Source organism: Anaerotruncus massiliensis (ex Togo et al. 2026) (assembly GCF_030825285.1).
In the GTDB taxonomy this organism is placed as follows: domain Bacteria; phylum Bacillota; class Clostridia; order Oscillospirales; family Ruminococcaceae; genus Anaerotruncus; species Anaerotruncus massiliensis.
The window spans coordinates 1-16,294 of record NZ_JAPJQF010000030.1; the positions used below are offsets into that span (position 1 = coordinate 1).

12 protein-coding genes, 1 tRNA gene and 1 other annotated feature are annotated in these 16,294 nt (G+C 64.9%); of the genes, 11 read left to right on the forward strand and 2 right to left on the reverse strand.

Translation table 11 applies throughout. The features are described 5' to 3' along the window. The first annotated feature begins 582 nt into the window (after positions 1-582). The 11 genes from rimO (at position 583) to RCI06_RS09620 (ending at position 12,581) form a co-directional block, all read left to right on the forward strand. Positions 583-1,905, forward strand: a complete 1,323-nt coding sequence (gene rimO / locus RCI06_RS09570; protein ID WP_101552391.1) for a 30S ribosomal protein S12 methylthiotransferase RimO — start codon at positions 583-585, stop codon at positions 1,903-1,905. 1 nt (position 1,906) lies between these two features. Beyond that, entirely contained in the window at positions 1,907-2,485 is a 579-nt protein-coding gene (gene pgsA, locus RCI06_RS09575; RefSeq protein WP_306575808.1) for a CDP-diacylglycerol--glycerol-3-phosphate 3-phosphatidyltransferase, read from the forward strand. 49 nt (positions 2,486-2,534) lie between these two features. Next, positions 2,535-2,759 (forward strand) — a binding site (T-box leader). 77 nt (positions 2,760-2,836) lie between these two features. Further along, positions 2,837-3,517, forward strand: coding sequence for a serine O-acetyltransferase EpsC (gene epsC, locus RCI06_RS09580; RefSeq protein WP_277138685.1), 681 nt, complete (start codon positions 2,837-2,839; stop codon positions 3,515-3,517). Between the two features lie 187 nt (positions 3,518-3,704). Further along, the gene (gene cysS / locus RCI06_RS09585) at positions 3,705-5,102 is read left to right on the forward strand and encodes a cysteine--tRNA ligase (RefSeq protein WP_306575813.1); all 1,398 of its coding nucleotides are present in this window, start codon (positions 3,705-3,707) and stop codon (positions 5,100-5,102) included. A 921-nt stretch (positions 5,103-6,023) separates the two neighbouring features. Continuing rightward, positions 6,024-6,245 carry a helix-turn-helix domain-containing protein gene (locus RCI06_RS09590; protein ID WP_306575815.1) on the forward strand — a complete coding sequence of 74 codons (222 nt, stop codon included), beginning with the start codon at positions 6,024-6,026 and terminating at the stop codon, positions 6,243-6,245. Then, positions 6,242-8,269: a ComEC/Rec2 family competence protein gene (locus RCI06_RS09595; RefSeq protein WP_306575817.1), complete on the forward strand. Its 2,028-nt coding sequence runs from the start codon at positions 6,242-6,244 to the stop codon at positions 8,267-8,269. Before RCI06_RS09590 ends, RCI06_RS09595 begins: the two co-directional genes overlap by 4 nt. A gap of 18 nt (positions 8,270-8,287) precedes the next feature. Further along, positions 8,288-9,328, forward strand: coding sequence for a DNA polymerase III subunit delta (holA, locus tag RCI06_RS09600; protein ID WP_306575820.1), 1,041 nt, complete (start codon positions 8,288-8,290; stop codon positions 9,326-9,328). Continuing rightward, a complete protein-coding gene (locus RCI06_RS09605; protein WP_306575823.1) occupies positions 9,325-9,921 on the forward strand; it encodes a toprim domain-containing protein in 597 nt (198 codons plus the stop codon). Before holA ends, RCI06_RS09605 begins: the two co-directional genes overlap by 4 nt. Positions 9,922-9,955: 34 nt before the next feature. Then, the gene (locus RCI06_RS09610; protein ID WP_306575825.1) at positions 9,956-11,290 is read left to right on the forward strand and encodes an MBOAT family O-acyltransferase; all 1,335 of its coding nucleotides are present in this window, start codon (positions 9,956-9,958) and stop codon (positions 11,288-11,290) included. 36 nt (positions 11,291-11,326) lie between these two features. Continuing rightward, positions 11,327-12,454 carry a DHHW family protein gene (locus RCI06_RS09615; RefSeq protein WP_276874049.1) on the forward strand — a complete coding sequence of 376 codons (1,128 nt, stop codon included), beginning with the start codon at positions 11,327-11,329 and terminating at the stop codon, positions 12,452-12,454. Positions 12,455-12,494: 40 nt separating this feature from the next. After that, positions 12,495-12,581: transfer RNA gene (locus tag RCI06_RS09620), tRNA-Leu, on the forward strand. Between the two features lie 179 nt (positions 12,582-12,760). On the opposite strand, the gene RCI06_RS09625 is transcribed toward RCI06_RS09620, so the two are convergent. After that, complete coding sequence (locus RCI06_RS09625; protein WP_306575828.1) at positions 12,761-14,770, reverse strand: ATP-binding protein; 2,010 nt, start codon at positions 14,768-14,770, stop codon at positions 12,761-12,763. Positions 14,771-14,812: 42 nt separating this feature from the next. Beyond that, complete coding sequence (locus RCI06_RS09630) at positions 14,813-16,273, reverse strand: DUF4157 domain-containing protein (protein WP_306575831.1); 1,461 nt, start codon at positions 16,271-16,273, stop codon at positions 14,813-14,815. Positions 16,274-16,294 lie beyond the last annotated feature (21 nt).

Below are 16,294 nucleotides of genomic sequence, written 5' to 3' on the forward strand. Positions count from 1 at the left end.
GCGCACGCGCGCAGAGCGCGCGAACGCCCGGAACGGGCGTTGTTTTCCGCCGCGGGTCCCCGGCGAGCCATCCGGTGTGCGTTGTTGGGTGCGTCCGCAACCTGAATTGAGCCTTCAGCTGGTGTACCCGTGGGGAGTGACGGTAGTCTGCGGGTACTGGCAAGGTACTCCCGGGGGATACCGCTTAAAGTTCCGGCCCGCAGGGTCGGGTCCGCGTAGCGGACTCAAGCCGGGGACGCGGGGCGGAGCGCCCGCGAGCGGCCGTCGCGCGTAGCGCGCTCCGGGCGTAGCCCGGGCAGGCCGCCCAAGGCGGAAGTCCCCTTGAGCGCCCTTCTTCCGCCGACTTCTTGGGCGCGCAAGAAGTCGGCCCGCTCGCCGGGGCGGGTCCCGGCAATCTATGCCGCCGCAGGCGGCTCCCCTAAAGCGCCCCGGAGGGGCGCGAAAAAGGCCGTCCGTCCGCAGGGCGGAAAATCGAAAACCGCCGCCGGGGCGGGCCCCGGCAATCCCCGCAAAATCCGCGCCGCTTTATGAGCGGCAGCTCAAAAAGCCTCCGCCGCGCAGGCGGCGGAAAAGGAGAAGATCATGGCAGTCAAAGTTGGAATGGTATCCCTCGGATGTTCAAAGAACCAGGTGGACGCGGAACTGATGCTCGCGCTGATCGTGCAGGGCGGGTACGAGCTTTGCGCCGACGCGCAGGCGTGCGACGTGGTGATCATCAACACCTGCGGGTTCATCGAGGACGCGAAGCGGGAGAGCATCGAGACGATCCTCGAGTTTGCGCAGATGAAGGAAGCGGGGAAGATTAAGGCGGTCGTCGTGACCGGATGCCTGGCCGAGCGGTACCGCGAGCAGGTGGCGATGGAGATCCCCGAGGCGGACGTGGTGCTCGGCATCGGGCGCAACGCGGAGATTATCCGGGCGATCGAGGACGCGCTCGCGGGCAAAAGGACGGTCGCCTTCGGGGAGAAGGACGCCCTGCCGCTCGAAGGGGAGCGTATCCTTGCCAACGAACCCTTTTACGCCTATCTCAAGGTGGCGGACGGGTGCGACAACCGCTGTTCCTACTGCGCCATCCCGCTTATCCGCGGGGATTTCCGCAGCCGCCCGATGGAAAAGATCGTGGAGGAAGCAAAACGGCTTGCCGCGCGAGGCGTGACTGAACTGAACGTTGTGGCGCAGGACACCACGCGGTACGGCGAGGACCTCTACGGCCGGCTGGCACTGCCCGAGCTGCTCGAGGAGCTCTGCAAAATCGACGGGGTCCGGTGGGTGCGCATCCTCTACTGCTATCCCGACCGGATCACCGACCGCCTGCTCGACGTGATGGCGCGGGAGGAGAAGATTGTCAAATACATGGACGTGCCCATCCAGCATGTGAGCGGCCGGATTTTAAAGCTCATGAACCGGCGCGGCGGCGCGGAGAGCCTTGCGGCGCTGATGGAAAAGATCCGCTTGAAGGTGCCGGGCGTGGTGCTGCGCACGACGCTGATCACCGGATTCCCGACCGAGACGGAGGAGGAGTTTACCGAGCTGTGCGAATTTATCCGTGCGGTACGCTTCGAGCGGCTCGGCTGTTTTGCCTATTCCGCCGAGGAGGACACGCCCGCGGGGGAGATGGACGGGCAGATCGACGAAGAGGTCAAAAGACGGCGCGCGCAGGTTGTCATGGAGCAGCAATATGATATAATGGAGGAAGTGAACCGCGCGCAGCTGGGCAAGACGCTGACGGTGGCGGTCGAGGGACGCGAGGGAAAGCTGTGGTACGGCCGCAGCTATATGGACGCGCCCGACATCGACACAAAGGTCTTTTTCACGAGCGGGCGCAAACACCTGCCGGGCGACTACGTCGAGGTCATGATCGACGGGGTCGAGCAGTATGATTTAAAGGGAAGGGCTCTGGACTGATATGAACCTGCCAAATAAACTCACCGTCCTGCGCATGGCGCTGATCCCGGTGTTTCTGGTCTTCCTGCTGGCGGACGGGATTCCGCACGCCTATCTGTTCGCGGCGGCCGTTTTTGCCGCCGCCTCCTTCACCGACTACCTCGACGGGCACATCGCCCGCCGGGACGGGCTCGTCACCAATTTCGGCAAGCTCATGGACCCGCTCGCGGATAAGCTGCTCGTCTTTTCGGCGCTCATCTGCTTCATCCCCAAGGGCCGCGCGTCCGCGCTCGCGGTGTTCATCATCCTCGCGCGGGAACTGCTCGTCACCTCGGTGCGCCTCATCGCCGCCGAACAGGGACGCGTCATCGCCGCCGATATCTGGGGCAAGCTGAAGACCGTCTTCCAAATCATCTGGGTGCTCTATACCCTGCTGGCCATGTGGGTCACGTGGAGCCTGCTGCCTCCGTCGCCCGAGTCCTATTCGGTGTGGTTTTTCATCGGGGATGTGGTGCTCCAGGCGGTCGTCGTGCTGCTGACCGTCCTTTCGGGGGTCAACTACGTGTGGAAAAACCGCGACCTGCTCTCCGACGTGAAATAACCCCTTGCAAGTTTCACACAAATATGGTATGGTTTGCATATAGTAGATCAATACTGCGTTGACCGGGAGAAGTACCCGCAACACCCCGCGACAGAGAGAACGCGCCGTCGGCTGCAAGCGCGTTTCGCGGCAGGCTGCGTGGGAAATGCGCCCGCGAGCACGCGGCCTGAACGGGGCTTTCCCAATTAGGGCTGCGCGTATCCCGCGTTAAGGGAAAAGGGTGTCAGCCCTGAGCGAGAAATCGAAGTGGAACCGCGGAATATCCGCCTTCGTTTGGCCAAGTGCCGGACGGGGCGGTTTTTATTTTGCATCTACGGATTCATAACAGCCTTTCTGGGAGGTATGATAAGGATGTTTGACGCGATTAAAAAGGATGTCCGGGCCGTCAGGGAACGCGATCCGGCGGCGCGCAACAGCTTTGAGGTGCTGCTGCTTTCGAGCGGTTTGCACGCCATCATGATGCACCGCCCCGCGCACTGGCTCTATGAGCACAAGGCCTATCTGCCGGCGCGCTTTCTCAGCCAGTTTTCCCGGCTTCTGACCGGCATCGAGATACACCCCGGCGCGAAGATCGGCCAGGGAGTCCTGATCGACCACGGCATGGGGGTCGTTATCGGCGAGACCGCCGAGGTCGGCGACGGCTGCACGATCTACCAGGGGGTCACCTTGGGCGGCACGGGCAAGGACAAGGGCAAACGCCATCCGACGCTCGGCAAAAATGTGACGGTCGGCTGCGGCGCCAAGATTCTGGGGCCGTTCAAGGTCGGCGACGGCGCGAAGGTCGCGGCCAACGCCGTGCTGCTCGAATCGATCCCGCCCGCCTCCACGGCGGTGGGCGTTCCGGCGCGCATCGCGCGGGTGGGCGGCCGCAAGCCCAACACCCTCGACCATGTCCACCTGCCCGACCCGGTCGCGCAGGAGATCTGCAAGCTGCAATTCGAGCTTGACCGGCTCGAAAAGCGCATCCGCGAGCTCGAAAAGGAACAGGCGGCGGCCCCGGCGGACGACCGGGTGCGCGTCCCGCAGGAATAGACGGGTTCTTCCGCCAGCGACGGCCGCGGAGGCGCCGCACGGCCGGGCGGCGGGCCCGCCGCGCGGTGCGCGGCGTTCGGCTCCCCGAAGGGGAGCCGCCGGCGCCGTCCGAAGGACGGCGCGGCCCGCCGCCTCATGCGCGCCCCGCGTCCCCACCTCAACAACACGGAAAAGGAGAGCAGAAAAGATGAAGATTTACAATACGTTGACGCGCCGCAAGGAGGAGTTCGTGCCCCTTGAGCCGGGGAAGGTGAAGATGTATGCCTGCGGGCCGACCGTCTATAACTTCATCCACATCGGCAACGCGCGGCCGATCTGCGTGTTTGACACGCTGCGCCGCTATCTCGAATACCGGGGCTATGACGTGACCTTCGTGCAGAACTTCACCGATATCGACGACAAGCTCATCAACAAGGCCAACGAGGAAGGCGTGACCGTCCGGGAGGTGGCCGAGCGGTATATCGGCGAATACCTGACCGACACCGAGGGGCTGGGCATCCGTCCCGCGGACATCCACCCGCGCGCGACCGAGAACATCGATACGATCATCGGCATGGTCAAGACGCTTGCGGACCGTGGGTATGCCTATGAACGGGACGGCAGCGTCTATTTCCGTTCGCGTAAATTTGGCGAGTACGGCAAGCTCTCCCACCAGCCGCTGGAGGATCTGGAGGCGGGCGCGCGCATCGACGTGAGCGACGTCAAGGAGGACCCGCTCGACTTTGTGCTGTGGAAGGCGGCCAAGCCGGGTGAACCGAGCTGGACTTCGCCGTGGGGCGAGGGCCGTCCCGGCTGGCATATCGAGTGCAGCGCGATGATCCGCAGACACCTGGGGGACACGATCGACATCCACTGCGGCGGCCAGGACCTCATCTTTCCGCATCACGAAAACGAGATCGCCCAGAGCGAGTGCTGCACAGGGACTACCTACGTCCGCTACTGGATGCACAATGGCTATATCAACGTCGACAACCGCAAGATGAGCAAGTCGCTCGGCAACTTCTTCACCGTGCGGGAGGTCGCGGATAAATTCGGCTATGAGCCGATCAAATTCATGATGCTCCAGGCGCACTACCGCAGCCCGATCAATTATTCACTCGAGGTGATCGAGCAGTGCCAGTCGGCGCTTTCCCGCCTGCACAACTGCCGAGACGGACTGGACTTCGCGCTGAAAAACGCCTGCGACGCCCCGACCGAGGGGGAGGACGCCTTCCGCGCGCAGGCGGACGCGCGTGTGGCGCAGTTCGTCGAGGCGATGGACGACGACCTCAACACCGCCGACGGCATCGCGGCCCTCTTCGAGCTTGCGCGCGACTGCAACACCTTCTTTGGGAACAACACCCGCTCGAAGGGGATCGTTGAATACGCGATCCAGAAGTTTGACGAGCTGTGCGGCGTGCTCGGTCTGCTCTACGACCGCGGGGCGGACGACCTCGACGCCGAGGTCGAAGCCCTGATCGCCGAACGGCAGGCGGCCCGCAAGGCGAAGGATTTCGCCCGGGCGGACGCCATCCGCGACCAGCTCACCGCCATGGGCATCCTGCTCAAGGACACGCCGCAGGGTGTCCAGTGGAGCAGGAAGTAGGTGCCGCTCGGGGAGCGGCGGAGGTTGTCGGTGGTCGACCGACGGCGGCCCTTAGGCATACCGCTCATCGAGCGGCGTAGTTGCCGGGTCCCGCCCCGGGGTGGTTTTAGATATTCCGCCCAGTGGGCGGAGGGACTTGTCGGTAGTCGACCGACAGCGAGTTCCTTTCTTGCTTGCCCAAGAAAGGAACCAAAGAAGGGCACGAGGGGCTGCGCCCCTGCGACCCACGCCGCCTCCGATTGGCCTTCGGCCAAAGTCGGCAGCGCCCTGCCACGGATCAGCGGACAAGCCTTCAGCATCCCACCGGCCGCCGCGCCGCGGGCGCAATGCCTCTGCCTGCGAGTCTCCGAAACCGTACCGGAAGTGCGCCCGGGGAGGTACGGCCGCTTTTGCGTGGCGCGCAGCGCCCGCGGGGAGGCGGAAAACTGCGCGGCTCCGCCGCGCACGCGCGCAAAGCGCGCGAACGCCCGGAACGGGCGTTGTTTTCCGCCGTGCATCCCCGGCGAGTCTTCCGACAGCAGGATTGTTGGGTGCAGCGGCACCAGCCTTCTACCCGCGGCTGAGTGGACGTGAGCGGAGGGGGGATTCTCAAGGGGGGCGAGCTTTGCGCCCGGTCTTCTTCAAGTGAGCCCCCCTTGAGCGCCCTTCTTTCGTCCATTTCTTGGGCGAACAAGAAATGGACCCGCCCGCCGGGGCGGGACCCGGCAATTTCTGCCGCCGCAGGCGGCTCCCTTTAGCCCTCCAAAGGAGGGCGATAAAAAGCCCCTCCGTCCTCCGGGCGGAAAATCCAAAACCGCCGCCGGTCGACTACCGGCAAGCCCTCCGGCCCCTGGGCGGAAGGCGATTACGATTCGTTATGAGTAAAACTCATAAAATAAGAGCTTGAGAATTGCATACCATATCATTGATTTGGGTGATGATATGGTATACAGAAGGATCCGAGATCTCAGGGAAGATAACGACAAAACCCAAGAGACAATGGCAGATTATCTGCATGTCGATCAGACGACATATTCGGGTTACGAGACAGGTAAAATATCGATTCCAGTAGAGGCTTTGGTTAAGCTGGCAGATTATTATGATGTCAGCATCGACTATCTGCTGAATCGGACAGACATGAAGTCTGTCAATAAAGAGGCTTGAACCGGGCGTTCCATATCGGCGGGCTCGTGTGGTTCGCCGCCGTTCTTGCGGCCGGGACCTTCGGCTGGGATCCGCTTATCTGCGCGGGGATCGGGGCCGCTGTCTTTGCCGCGCTGCTCCTGAAAGGCAGGCTGCCGCTGTGGACCTATTCCGCGGCGGCGGCCTTTTGCGCCTGTATGCTCTCGCTGGCGGTTTATCACGCGCTGGCCGTGGAGCCCGCCGCACGTTGGGAGGGAACGCGGTGGGTGCGTGCGGTGGTGACCGACCGCGCGGATTACGGCAGCTACGCCCGGCTGTCCCTCACGGCGGACCGCGAGGGGATGCCCGCGGGTCTTTCGGGCGCGCGGATTCAGGTGAGCGCGCCCGCCGCGCTTGCGGTTGCCCCCGGCGATGTGGTAGAATGGGAGTTAAAGCTGGAGGTCCCCGAAGCGGAACGGGAACGCCTTTGGGCGGACGGCTTCCGCTTCCGGGGGACGGTCTCCGGAGCGCCCGTCGTCGTGGGGGAGCGGCCCGGCGGCCTGCGGGTGGCGCTCGCGGAATACCGCGCGGGCATCCGCCAAAATATCCTGCACGAGCTTCCCAACGAATACGGCGAGCTGCTCGCCGCGCTCGTGACGGGCCGTACCGAGGGGCTTTCCCCCGAACTGCGTTACGACTATTCCCGCGCGGGGATTTCCCACCTGTTGGCGGTGTCCGGCCTGCACCTTTCCGTTTTCGTCGCGCTCATCGACGCGCTGCTTGCCGCCTGCTTCCTCTCGCGGCGGCAGCGGGGGATCGCGGAGATCGCGGCCGTCCTCTTCCTCATGGGCCTCACCGGTTTTTCCCATTCGGTCGTGCGCGCGGGCGTCATGCTGATCGTCTGCCGCGCCGCGCTGCTTTGCGGCCGCGATTCCGACACGCTCAATTCCCTCGGGTTTGCCGTCGTCCTGATGCTGCTCTGCAACCCCTACGCCGCGTTCAGCACGGGGCTTCAGCTCTCCTACCTCGCCACAATGGGCATCGCCGCCGCATCCGGACCGATGACCGGGTGGTTTTCCAAACGCCTGTGCGGGGTCGGCGGCTTCACGCTCGAGGAGACCCGCCCGAAGGCTTACGCGCTCCTCTCGATGCTGTCCGCGACCCTCTGCGCCCAGCTGTTTACCGCGCCGGTGCTCTGCTGGCGGTTCGGCCAGATATCCCTTGTGTCGCCGCTCGTCAACCTGATCGTCGCGCCCGCGGTTCCCTTCGCCCTCGCGGGCGGGCTGCTCTGCGGGTTCGCGGGGTTCCTCCCCGTGCTCGCGGTCCCGGCGCGGTTCTTCGGGCTTGTGGGCGGCGTGTCCGTCCGCGCGATCACCGAGACGGCCCAGTGGTGGTCACGGTTCCGGTTTGCAGCCCTGCCGCTTCGCAGCGACTGGCTCGTGCTGTGGATGGGCGCCTGCCTGCTGGGCGGCGCGGTCCTGGCCGCGCTGCGGGTGAAGCCGGCCGTCAGGCGGCAGGCCGCCGCGCTGTCGGCGCTGGCGCTCACGGCGGGCGCGTTTTCCCAGTCGCTCGCGTGGGGGAACACGATGGAGATCGCCCTGCCGGAAAACGGCTCCGCGGTCGCCGTGGCCTATCATGGGCAGGGCGCGCTGATCGGCGTTCCCGATTCCCTCTACGAGGCGCGGAACCTGCGCGCCTTCTTCCGCGACCACGGGGTGGAGCGGATCGACCTGCTGGCCGCGCGCCGGGAGGCGGACCTGCGTTCCAACCCCGCGCTGCTCCTTTTGGGGGAGGTGCCCGCCGACACCGCCTTCGGGCTGGACGGGACCTATGGGTTTTCGGCGGAGCTGTTCGGGTGCGCGGGGCTTGCCGCCGAGGGGCGGGACGCGGAGACCCTGCGGCTCGAGGCGGGGAACCTGCGCATCGTCAAGGAGTTCACCCAGTCCCCGCAGGAGGCGGATCTGCTCGTCAACGCGAAAAACGAGCTGGTCGCCGCGCCCGGCGTGGCGGTCAAAACGAACGACCGGTATTTCGGCAGCGTGGTGGTCACGCTGCGGATTCCATAGAAGAAAGGGGGGCGCGCCGTGCGCTTCCAGATGGAGAGCGATTTTGCCAAGCACGTCAAGGACCCCGAGCTCGAGCGGGTCTACCTGCTCCACGGCACCCAGCCCTACCTGATTGCGAACTATGAAAAGTTGCTCGTCAAAAAGGCGCTGGGCGGGGAGTTCAACGACTTCAACCTCCACCGCTTCGAGGGGGACAGCCTCGATTTGCAGGCGTTTTACGACGCGGTGGAGTCGCTGCCCTTCTTTTCGGAGGGGCGGTGCGTGACCCTCGACCTCGACCCGGACAAGCTGGACGCCGGGCAGCTCGACGAATTGTGCGGGGTGCTGGCGGACCCGCCGCGCACGACGACGGTGGTCATCACCGTCAAGACCCCGCCCGCCAAAAAAGAAAAGCTTACCAAGCTCATCAAGGCGTGCGACGGCGCGGGCTGCGTCGTCGAGCTGGGCAGCCGCAGGAGCAGCGACACGCTGCGCTTTTTGCGTGACCGCGCGCAGAAAAACGGCTGCGAGCTGGAAAGCGCGGTGGCCTCCTACATGGTCGAGCGGTGCACCGACGACTTGCAGCTGCTCGCCACCGAGCTCGACAAGCTCTGCGCCTATGTGGGCGGAGGCAGGATCGAGCGCGCGGACGTGGACGCGGTCGTGACGACGGTGCTGCAGGCGAAGGTGTTCGACCTCTCCAAGGCGATCCTGCGGGGGCGGTTCGACGCGGCGATGGAACTCGTCGACCAGCTCATCTATCTGCGGGAGCCCGCGGGAAAGGTGCTGGCGGTGCTGTCGGGGGCGTTCTGCGACCTCTACCGCGGCTTTGCGGCGCGGCAGGCGAACGTCCCGGCGGAGCGCGCGGCGGCGGAACTCGGCTACGCCAAAAACCGCACCTTCGCGATCAAGAACGCGATGAGCGACAGCGGCGGCTATACGGCCGGGCAGCTCGGGAAGATGCTGACGCTGCTCGCCGACGCGGACATGCGCCTCAAGAGCACGGGCGGGGACGACCGGGTCGTGCTTGAGGAAACGATCACCAAACTATTTTTACTGACGGGGAAGCGAGCGGGATGATCAAATTAAAGCAGGCGGTGATCGTCGAGGGAAAATACGATAAGGCGAAGCTCTCGTCGCTCGTCGACGCGACGATCGTGACGACCGACGGGTTCGACGTCTTCCGCGACAGGGAAAAGCTCGCCTACATCCGCGCGCTCGCGGAGAAAAACGGCGTGATCATCCTGACCGACTCCGACGCGGCGGGCTTTCGTATCCGCGCGCACATCGCCGGCGCGGTCGACCCCGAAAAGATCACCCATGTGTATATTCCGGACATCTTCGGCAAGGAGCGGCGCAAGACGCAGCCCTCCGCCGAGGGCAAGCTCGGGGTGGAGGGGATGCCCGCCGGGGTGCTGCTCGACGCGCTGCGGCGCGCGGGCGTGGCCGTGGAGGGGCAGGACGCCCCCGCCCCGGCAAAGCGCGCCGCGCCCGTCACCAAGGCGGATCTCGTCGAGTGGGGGCTGTCCGGCGGGCCGGACAGCGCCGGCAGGCGCCGCCGTGTGCTCGCCGCGCTCGGCCTGCCCGCGCGCATGAACGCCAACGCGATGCTTTCGGCAATCAACGCCCTCTACACCCGCGGGGAGTTCCTCGCCTTCCTGGAAACCCACTGACCCCGCCCAAACCAACGAAAGGGGGTGCGCGGACGTGCATCTCGACAGCCTCTCCTTCGTCTACCTGTTCCTGCCGCTGACGATCGCCGTCTGCCTCATCAGCCCCATGCGCTGGCGCCCGGCGGTCCTGCTCGCCTTTTCCGCCCTCTTTTACTGGTGGCTCGAGGGGGAGAACCTCCTGCTGCTCGCGGGCATCGTCCTCTTCGACTACCTGATGGGCCGCCTGCTTGAACGCGCCTCCAAGATGCCCCGCCTGCGCCGGGGAATCATGATCTGCTCGGCGGTAAAAAGCGTGGCGATCTTCCTGCTCTACGGGGCGCTCGGCCCGGTCTGGGGCGCGCATTTCCCGCTCGGGCTCGGGGTGGTGGCGCTCACCTCCTGCGGCTATGTGATCGACTGCTATTTCGGCTACACCTACGCCGAGCGCAACCTGCCCGCGCTCGCGCTGATGAACCTCTTCTTCCCCCGGCTCTACGCCGGGCCGCTCGTCTACCACAACAAGCTCATGCCCCAGGTGAAGGGGATGCGCATGACGCTGGAGCGGGCGGGGGAGGGCGGCAGGCTCTTCCTCGTCGGCCTCGGCAAAAAGGTGATCATCGGGGACGCGGTCTACGAGCTCTACGGCTCGCTGCGCGGGATGCCCACCCTCAATATGACGGCGCTTTCGGTGTGGACGATGGTGGTGACGCTCGCCTTCTCGGTCTATTTCATCTTTTCCGGTTACTGCGACATGGCCAAGGGGATCGGGCTGGTCTTCGGCGTGGAGCTGCCCGACAACTTCCACTACCCCTACCAGGCGACGAGCGTCAACGACTTTTTCGCCCGCTTCAACATCACCGTCAACCGCTACATCCGCCGCTATGTCTACATCAACCTCGGCGGCGCGCAGGGCAGCGTGATTTCCGGCGTGTTCAACATTCTGCTCGTCACCATCCTGATGGGGCTGTGGTTCGGCGTCAGTTTAAACCTTTTACTTTGGGGCGTCTATTTCGCGGCGTTCGTCATCTTTGAGCGCTATTTCCTCAGCCGCTATATGGACGGGATCCCCACCCTCTTCCGGTGGCTCTATACCACCCTCGTCGTGCTCGTCTCCTTCGCGTTCTTTTCGGGCGGCACGCCGGGGCAGTCGCTCGGGTTCCTCAAAATGATGTTCGGCGTGGGGGGCTTCGCCACCCTCGAGAGCAGCAAGAGCGTGCTCTACCTGCTCGCCTCCCACTACCTCGTGCTCATCCTGGCGGCGGTGTCCTCGACGGGGCTGGTCGGCTGGTTCGCGGGCCTGTGGAAGAAGCACCTGCCGCGCACCTACGGCGTCGCCTCGGCGGTCTTTACCGCCGCGCTGCTGGTCGTGACGACCGCCTACCTGCTGTAGCGGGAGGCAAAAATTCTCTGAAAGGGGGAACCGCGCATGAGCAAAAAACTTTCGGGCGTCGTCTTTCTGGCGGCGGTCTTCGCGGTGCCGCTCTTTTTGCTGCTGCGCGGCGGCGGGCGGCCGCTGTGGGACGCGGTGGCCGGAGAGTCGGGGACGTTTGCGAAGCTCGAGCAGGCGTTCGCGGAGCAGTTCCCCTCCTCCGACGCGCTGCGCCGCCTGCAGGTCTCCCTCAACTATATGGGGGGCGGCAAGGAGCAGAACGGCGTCTTCATCTCGGGCGATTCGCTGACCCTCGACGTGCAGCCCAAGAGCCTGTCGGTCATCAACGACAACACGCTCGCGATGATCGACTTCGCGGACGACTACCAGATTCCCAGCTATGTGATGCTCATCCCGACGGCCTGCGCCGTCCAGCAGGGCAAGGTGCCCTACGACAGCATCGCGCCCCTCTATAACCAGCCGCAGCTCATCGACGACGTCTACCGCCGCGTCTCGGGGCATGTGACGGCGATCAACGTCTACCCGACCCTCTTCAACCACCAGGACGAATACATCTACTACAACACCGACAACACCACGACGGGGCTGGGCGGCTTCTATATCTATACGGCGGTGGCCAAAAAGCTCGGCCTGCGCCCCCGCGCGCTCGAGGATTTCTCCATCGAGCACATCGACTACGACTATTACGGCGATCTCTACGCGCTCTCCCCCTACCGGGAGGTGTCGCCCGACCGGGTGTCGGTCTACAACTACAACTCCCAGTACCAGCGCAGCTACACCGTCACCCACTACAGCGCCGACGGGACCTCCCGCCGCTACTACACCCTCTACCCGAAATTCAAAAAGGAGCTCGGCGGCACGATGGACATCCCGCTCGGCGGGATCTCCCCGGTGATCGACATCGACATCGGCAACCCCTCCTACATCAACCGGCTGCTGATTTTCGGCGACCGCTCGGTGCAGAGCTACCTGCCCTTCCTGCTGATCTACTACGAGCAGGTGACCTTTGTGGACACCGCCACTGCCACGCCCGAGCTGCTCCAAAGCCTCAGGCTCGGCCGCTACAACCAGGTGCTCTTCGCCTTTTCAGTGGACAGCTATGTCTCCGCCGACCAGCTCTCCCTGCTCTCCGAGCTGCCCGCGCCGCCGGGCCGCCAGTCTTGACGAATCGGTCCGCTTGGGGTATGATAGGAGGGCGGAATCTGCCGCAGTGGCGGAATCGGCAGACGCAAGGGACTTAAAATCCCTCGGGGGCAACCCCGTGACAGTTCAAGTCTGTTCTGCGGCACCATTTCCTGTGGGTTGGCTCTCAGACCGCATCTTAAGGATGTGGACTGGGAGCCTTCCTTTTTTATATTTTAAAGGGGCCAGGGCTGGTTCCGTTTTTTGTCCCGATTGGGGGCCTGAAAAATATGGGACCCCGGCCTTTTCAAGGAAAAGGCCGGGGTCCCTGTGCTTTTGCGGCGGGGGCTAGGCTTTCGGCCGCTCATAGAGGAAGCCGTATTCCGCGAAATCCTGGTTCAGCATGGTCTTGCCGCGCTTGAGGTTCTCGTTGCGCAGGCTGTCCAGGATGTGGCGCATGGTGACGGGGCCGTCCTCCTCCGCGGCGAGGAAGGCGGCGTTCAGGGCGATATTCTTGATTGCGCCGCCCGCCAGCTCGAACCGCCGGGCAAGGTAGCCGAAGTCCACTCCGCTTGACGGCACCGTTTCGGGCAGGCAGGCCCGCCAGAGCTCCTCCCGCTGGGCCTCGCCGGGAAGCTGGAACTCCACCACATAGCGCATCCGGCGCATGAACGCCTCGTCGATGTTTTTTTTCAGGTTGGTGGCCAGAAGGACCACTCCGTCGTAGTCCTCGATCCGCTGGAGGATGTAGGACACCTGGATGTTGGCGAAGCGGTCGTTGGCCTCCTTGACCTCGCTGCGCTTGCCGAAGATGGAGTCCGCCTCGTCGAAGAAGAGCAGCACGTTCGACTTTTCGGCGGTGGCGAAGACCTGTTCCAGCCGTTTTTCGCTCTCGCCGATGTACTTGTCCACCACCTGCGAAAGGTCGACCCGGTAGAGCGCCAGCCCAAGGATGGAGGCGAGAATGTTGGCGGCCATCGTCTTGCCGGTGCCGGGAGGCCCTGCGAACAGCACCGACACCGCCTTGCCGTAGGGGTATTTGCTCTCCAGCCCCCACTCGTCGTAGACCTGGTGCCGGCGGAGCACATGGGTGCAGACATGGCGCAGCATCCGCTTCTGGTCCTCGGGGAGCTTGAGGTCGTCGAGGGTCCAACCCTGCGGCACCTGTACGATCTTGCCCGAGACCGCGCGCGGCAGCGCCATGTAGCAGGCGCCGGAAACGGTCGCCGCGTCGACCGGTTCCCCGGCGCGTTCGAGCCGCGCAAGCTGCCGAACCGCCTTGCCGATGTCCCGGGGACTGGTCTTGTAGGTGGCGGCGTAGCGGGCGAAATCCCCCTCGGCCTTTAGGCCGTAGTATTCCCAGAAGCCCTGCCAGAGCGCGATCCGGTCCGCGCGGGTACAGGGCGGCAGATCGAACCTGACGGTGTGGCGGTCGGTGTAGGGGAGCAGCGCGAAGCCGGGGTCGGTGCAGAGGAAGACGGGCGCTTCCAGGTCTCCCAGCGGCTCCAGGCAGCAGCGCAGGAACCGCCGGGGCGCCCGCTCGTCGTCCGCTGACACGAGCCCGTGGAAGCAGAGCGCGTCCCCGTAGAGGACGGCCTCCCGCCGGATGAGGCGCAGCAGGGAGGCGCGCGGCCCCTCTTCCGGTTCCATCAGGCGTTCGGCGTCCGCGAAGAGGACACCGAAGCCGAGCCGGGCCGCCGCCGTCTGAAGCAAAAGCCGCTTGCCCGCGCCGGGTCCCCCGGTGATCTGGATGCAGGCGCCGCCGGCCAGCTCCCCCGCTTCCTCGGCGGCGGCCAGCCGTTTCAGCTCGCCGGTCAGGCGGTCCGGCAGCTCGGGGCGTGCAAAGAACGGGTGAAGCGGCTCCGCCGGGGAAAAGCGGCGGCAGATTCCCGCAAGCGCCTCCGGCAGGCGGTTCCCGCCGCCGAGCCAGTCGACCAGCCGCCCGTCCGCCTCGAGCGGCGCGCGGTAATCGGGCGACGGCGATCCCCCCGTCCACAGCAGTTCCCCCAGCGCGCGGGAGGACTCCTCCAGCCGGTCCGGGGCGAAGGCATACCCCTCGCCGCCGAGGAGCTGCGCGGCGCTTTCCACCGTGACCGCGCCGATGTGGGCGTGCTCCCGCAGGTAGACCGCCGTCTCGGGGTAGACATGGACGGCCACGCAGAGGCCGAAGGCCAAAAGCGCCGCGTCCGCCCCCTCCAGCAGCTCGTGGACGCGGCTGAAGCGGGCTTCGGAGATTTCCCACAGGGCGTCCCGCTCCGGCTCCCGGACGGGCAGGGCGAGCCGCCCCCCGCCCTGCGGACGGAGGAGCGGCTCCAATTCGGCGATTACCCGCCGGGCGTATAATTCGCAGTAGGACATGCGGTTCCCTCACAGTCTTGGCGGGGATTTCCGGCGGGGCGGCTACGTCCCGCGGATTTTGCTCCAGAGCTTCTTGAAGGGGTTGCGCGACTTCTTTTTCGGGGCGGGGGCGGCCTCCCCGGACGAGCCGAGCCAGCGGCTCATGACCTCCTGCTGGCGCTCGGTCATAGGCTCGGCGGCCCCGGTTTTCCAGTGCTTCGCGGATAGGTAGCCCGGGGAGACGTAGCGGGATTCCTCAGCAGGGGCGGCCTCCGTGGGTGCGGCTGCCGCCGGCTGGGCCAGCGCCCGTTCCTCATCGGACAGTTTCCCCATCACCTCCGGCCGCACGGCCGGCATGCCGGTCTGCAAAACCCTTTGACGAATGCTCTCATATCTTCCAATAAAAGGACGGAGTTCCTCCGGGATCTGCTCGATGTCAATCCGGCGGAGGTCCTCGCCTTTTGAAAGGATCGCAGCGGCTTTTGTCATCATCGAACTCTGGCTCTCAATATTATCATTGGCCTTATTATAGATTCTTTGCGCCTCTTTTGGATCCTTGTGCTTGGAAAAGATATCATTTCTGCGCTTCATCCCGGCGGGCGCGGTCGGATCCAAACCTTTTACAGCCAGCGTACCCATCATATACTGGCTGAAATGGGAGTCCCCCGGCTGCGCCTGATCTGTTTCCCTGACTCTGTCGTAATTGGCGCCGCCCTCGTTCGCGAACAGGTCCCGGACATAATTCTGAAACTCTGGCTCATCCACCAGGTCGGAGACGATGTCAAAAATCTTGTCGGCGCTTTTTATTGTGGAATCGTCATAAAGAAGGCCCTTTGTGGCCAGCGCGCCGGTCCCGCCGCTAAACCGCCTCATAACATCCGCATTGGGGTCGTGCTTTTTTCCCAGCTTTTTTGCCTCGCCGCTATTGAGAAACGCATTGTAGCGGTCGAGCGCGTTTCCCATGACCGGCATATACCTTCTGTGCAGGTTATTCCCAGAACTCATGCGGGCTCCGCCTTCGAAGATGCTTTGACCCTCCTCCGGCGACATCGGCTCATACGCCGGGACTGGGGCGGCGGCTTTTTTCTTCCTGCCCAGCATCTGGGCGGGGGCGCTCTGCCCGGCGAGCGCGCCGGCGTCGACCGGTCCGGCGGATGTGAGGCTCCCGGACGCGAAGGCCGCGCCCGCGCGGTCGGCCGCGGCCTCGAAGGACGGCTCCTCCAGCACCCCGCCGGTCATCGGGACCTCGCCATCGGCCTGGCTGCGCACATGCTCGAGCTCGTGCCCGAGCACCATGCGTCCCTCCGCCGTTCCGGGCGTGAACTCGCCCGGCGCGAAGGAGATCACGTTTCCCCGCGCGACGGCGCGCGCGCCCATCGCCTCCACCTCGGGCGACTCCGCGAACGAAATCCGCGCCGGGTCAAGGCCAAAGGACCGGCGCACCTCCTTTTCCGTGCGCCCGTCGAGGCGCAGCGGCTTCGGGGCCGGGGCCTTCTTTTCCTGCATCGCTGTGGTCATCGGCATACCGTTTTCTCCTTTCGGGGC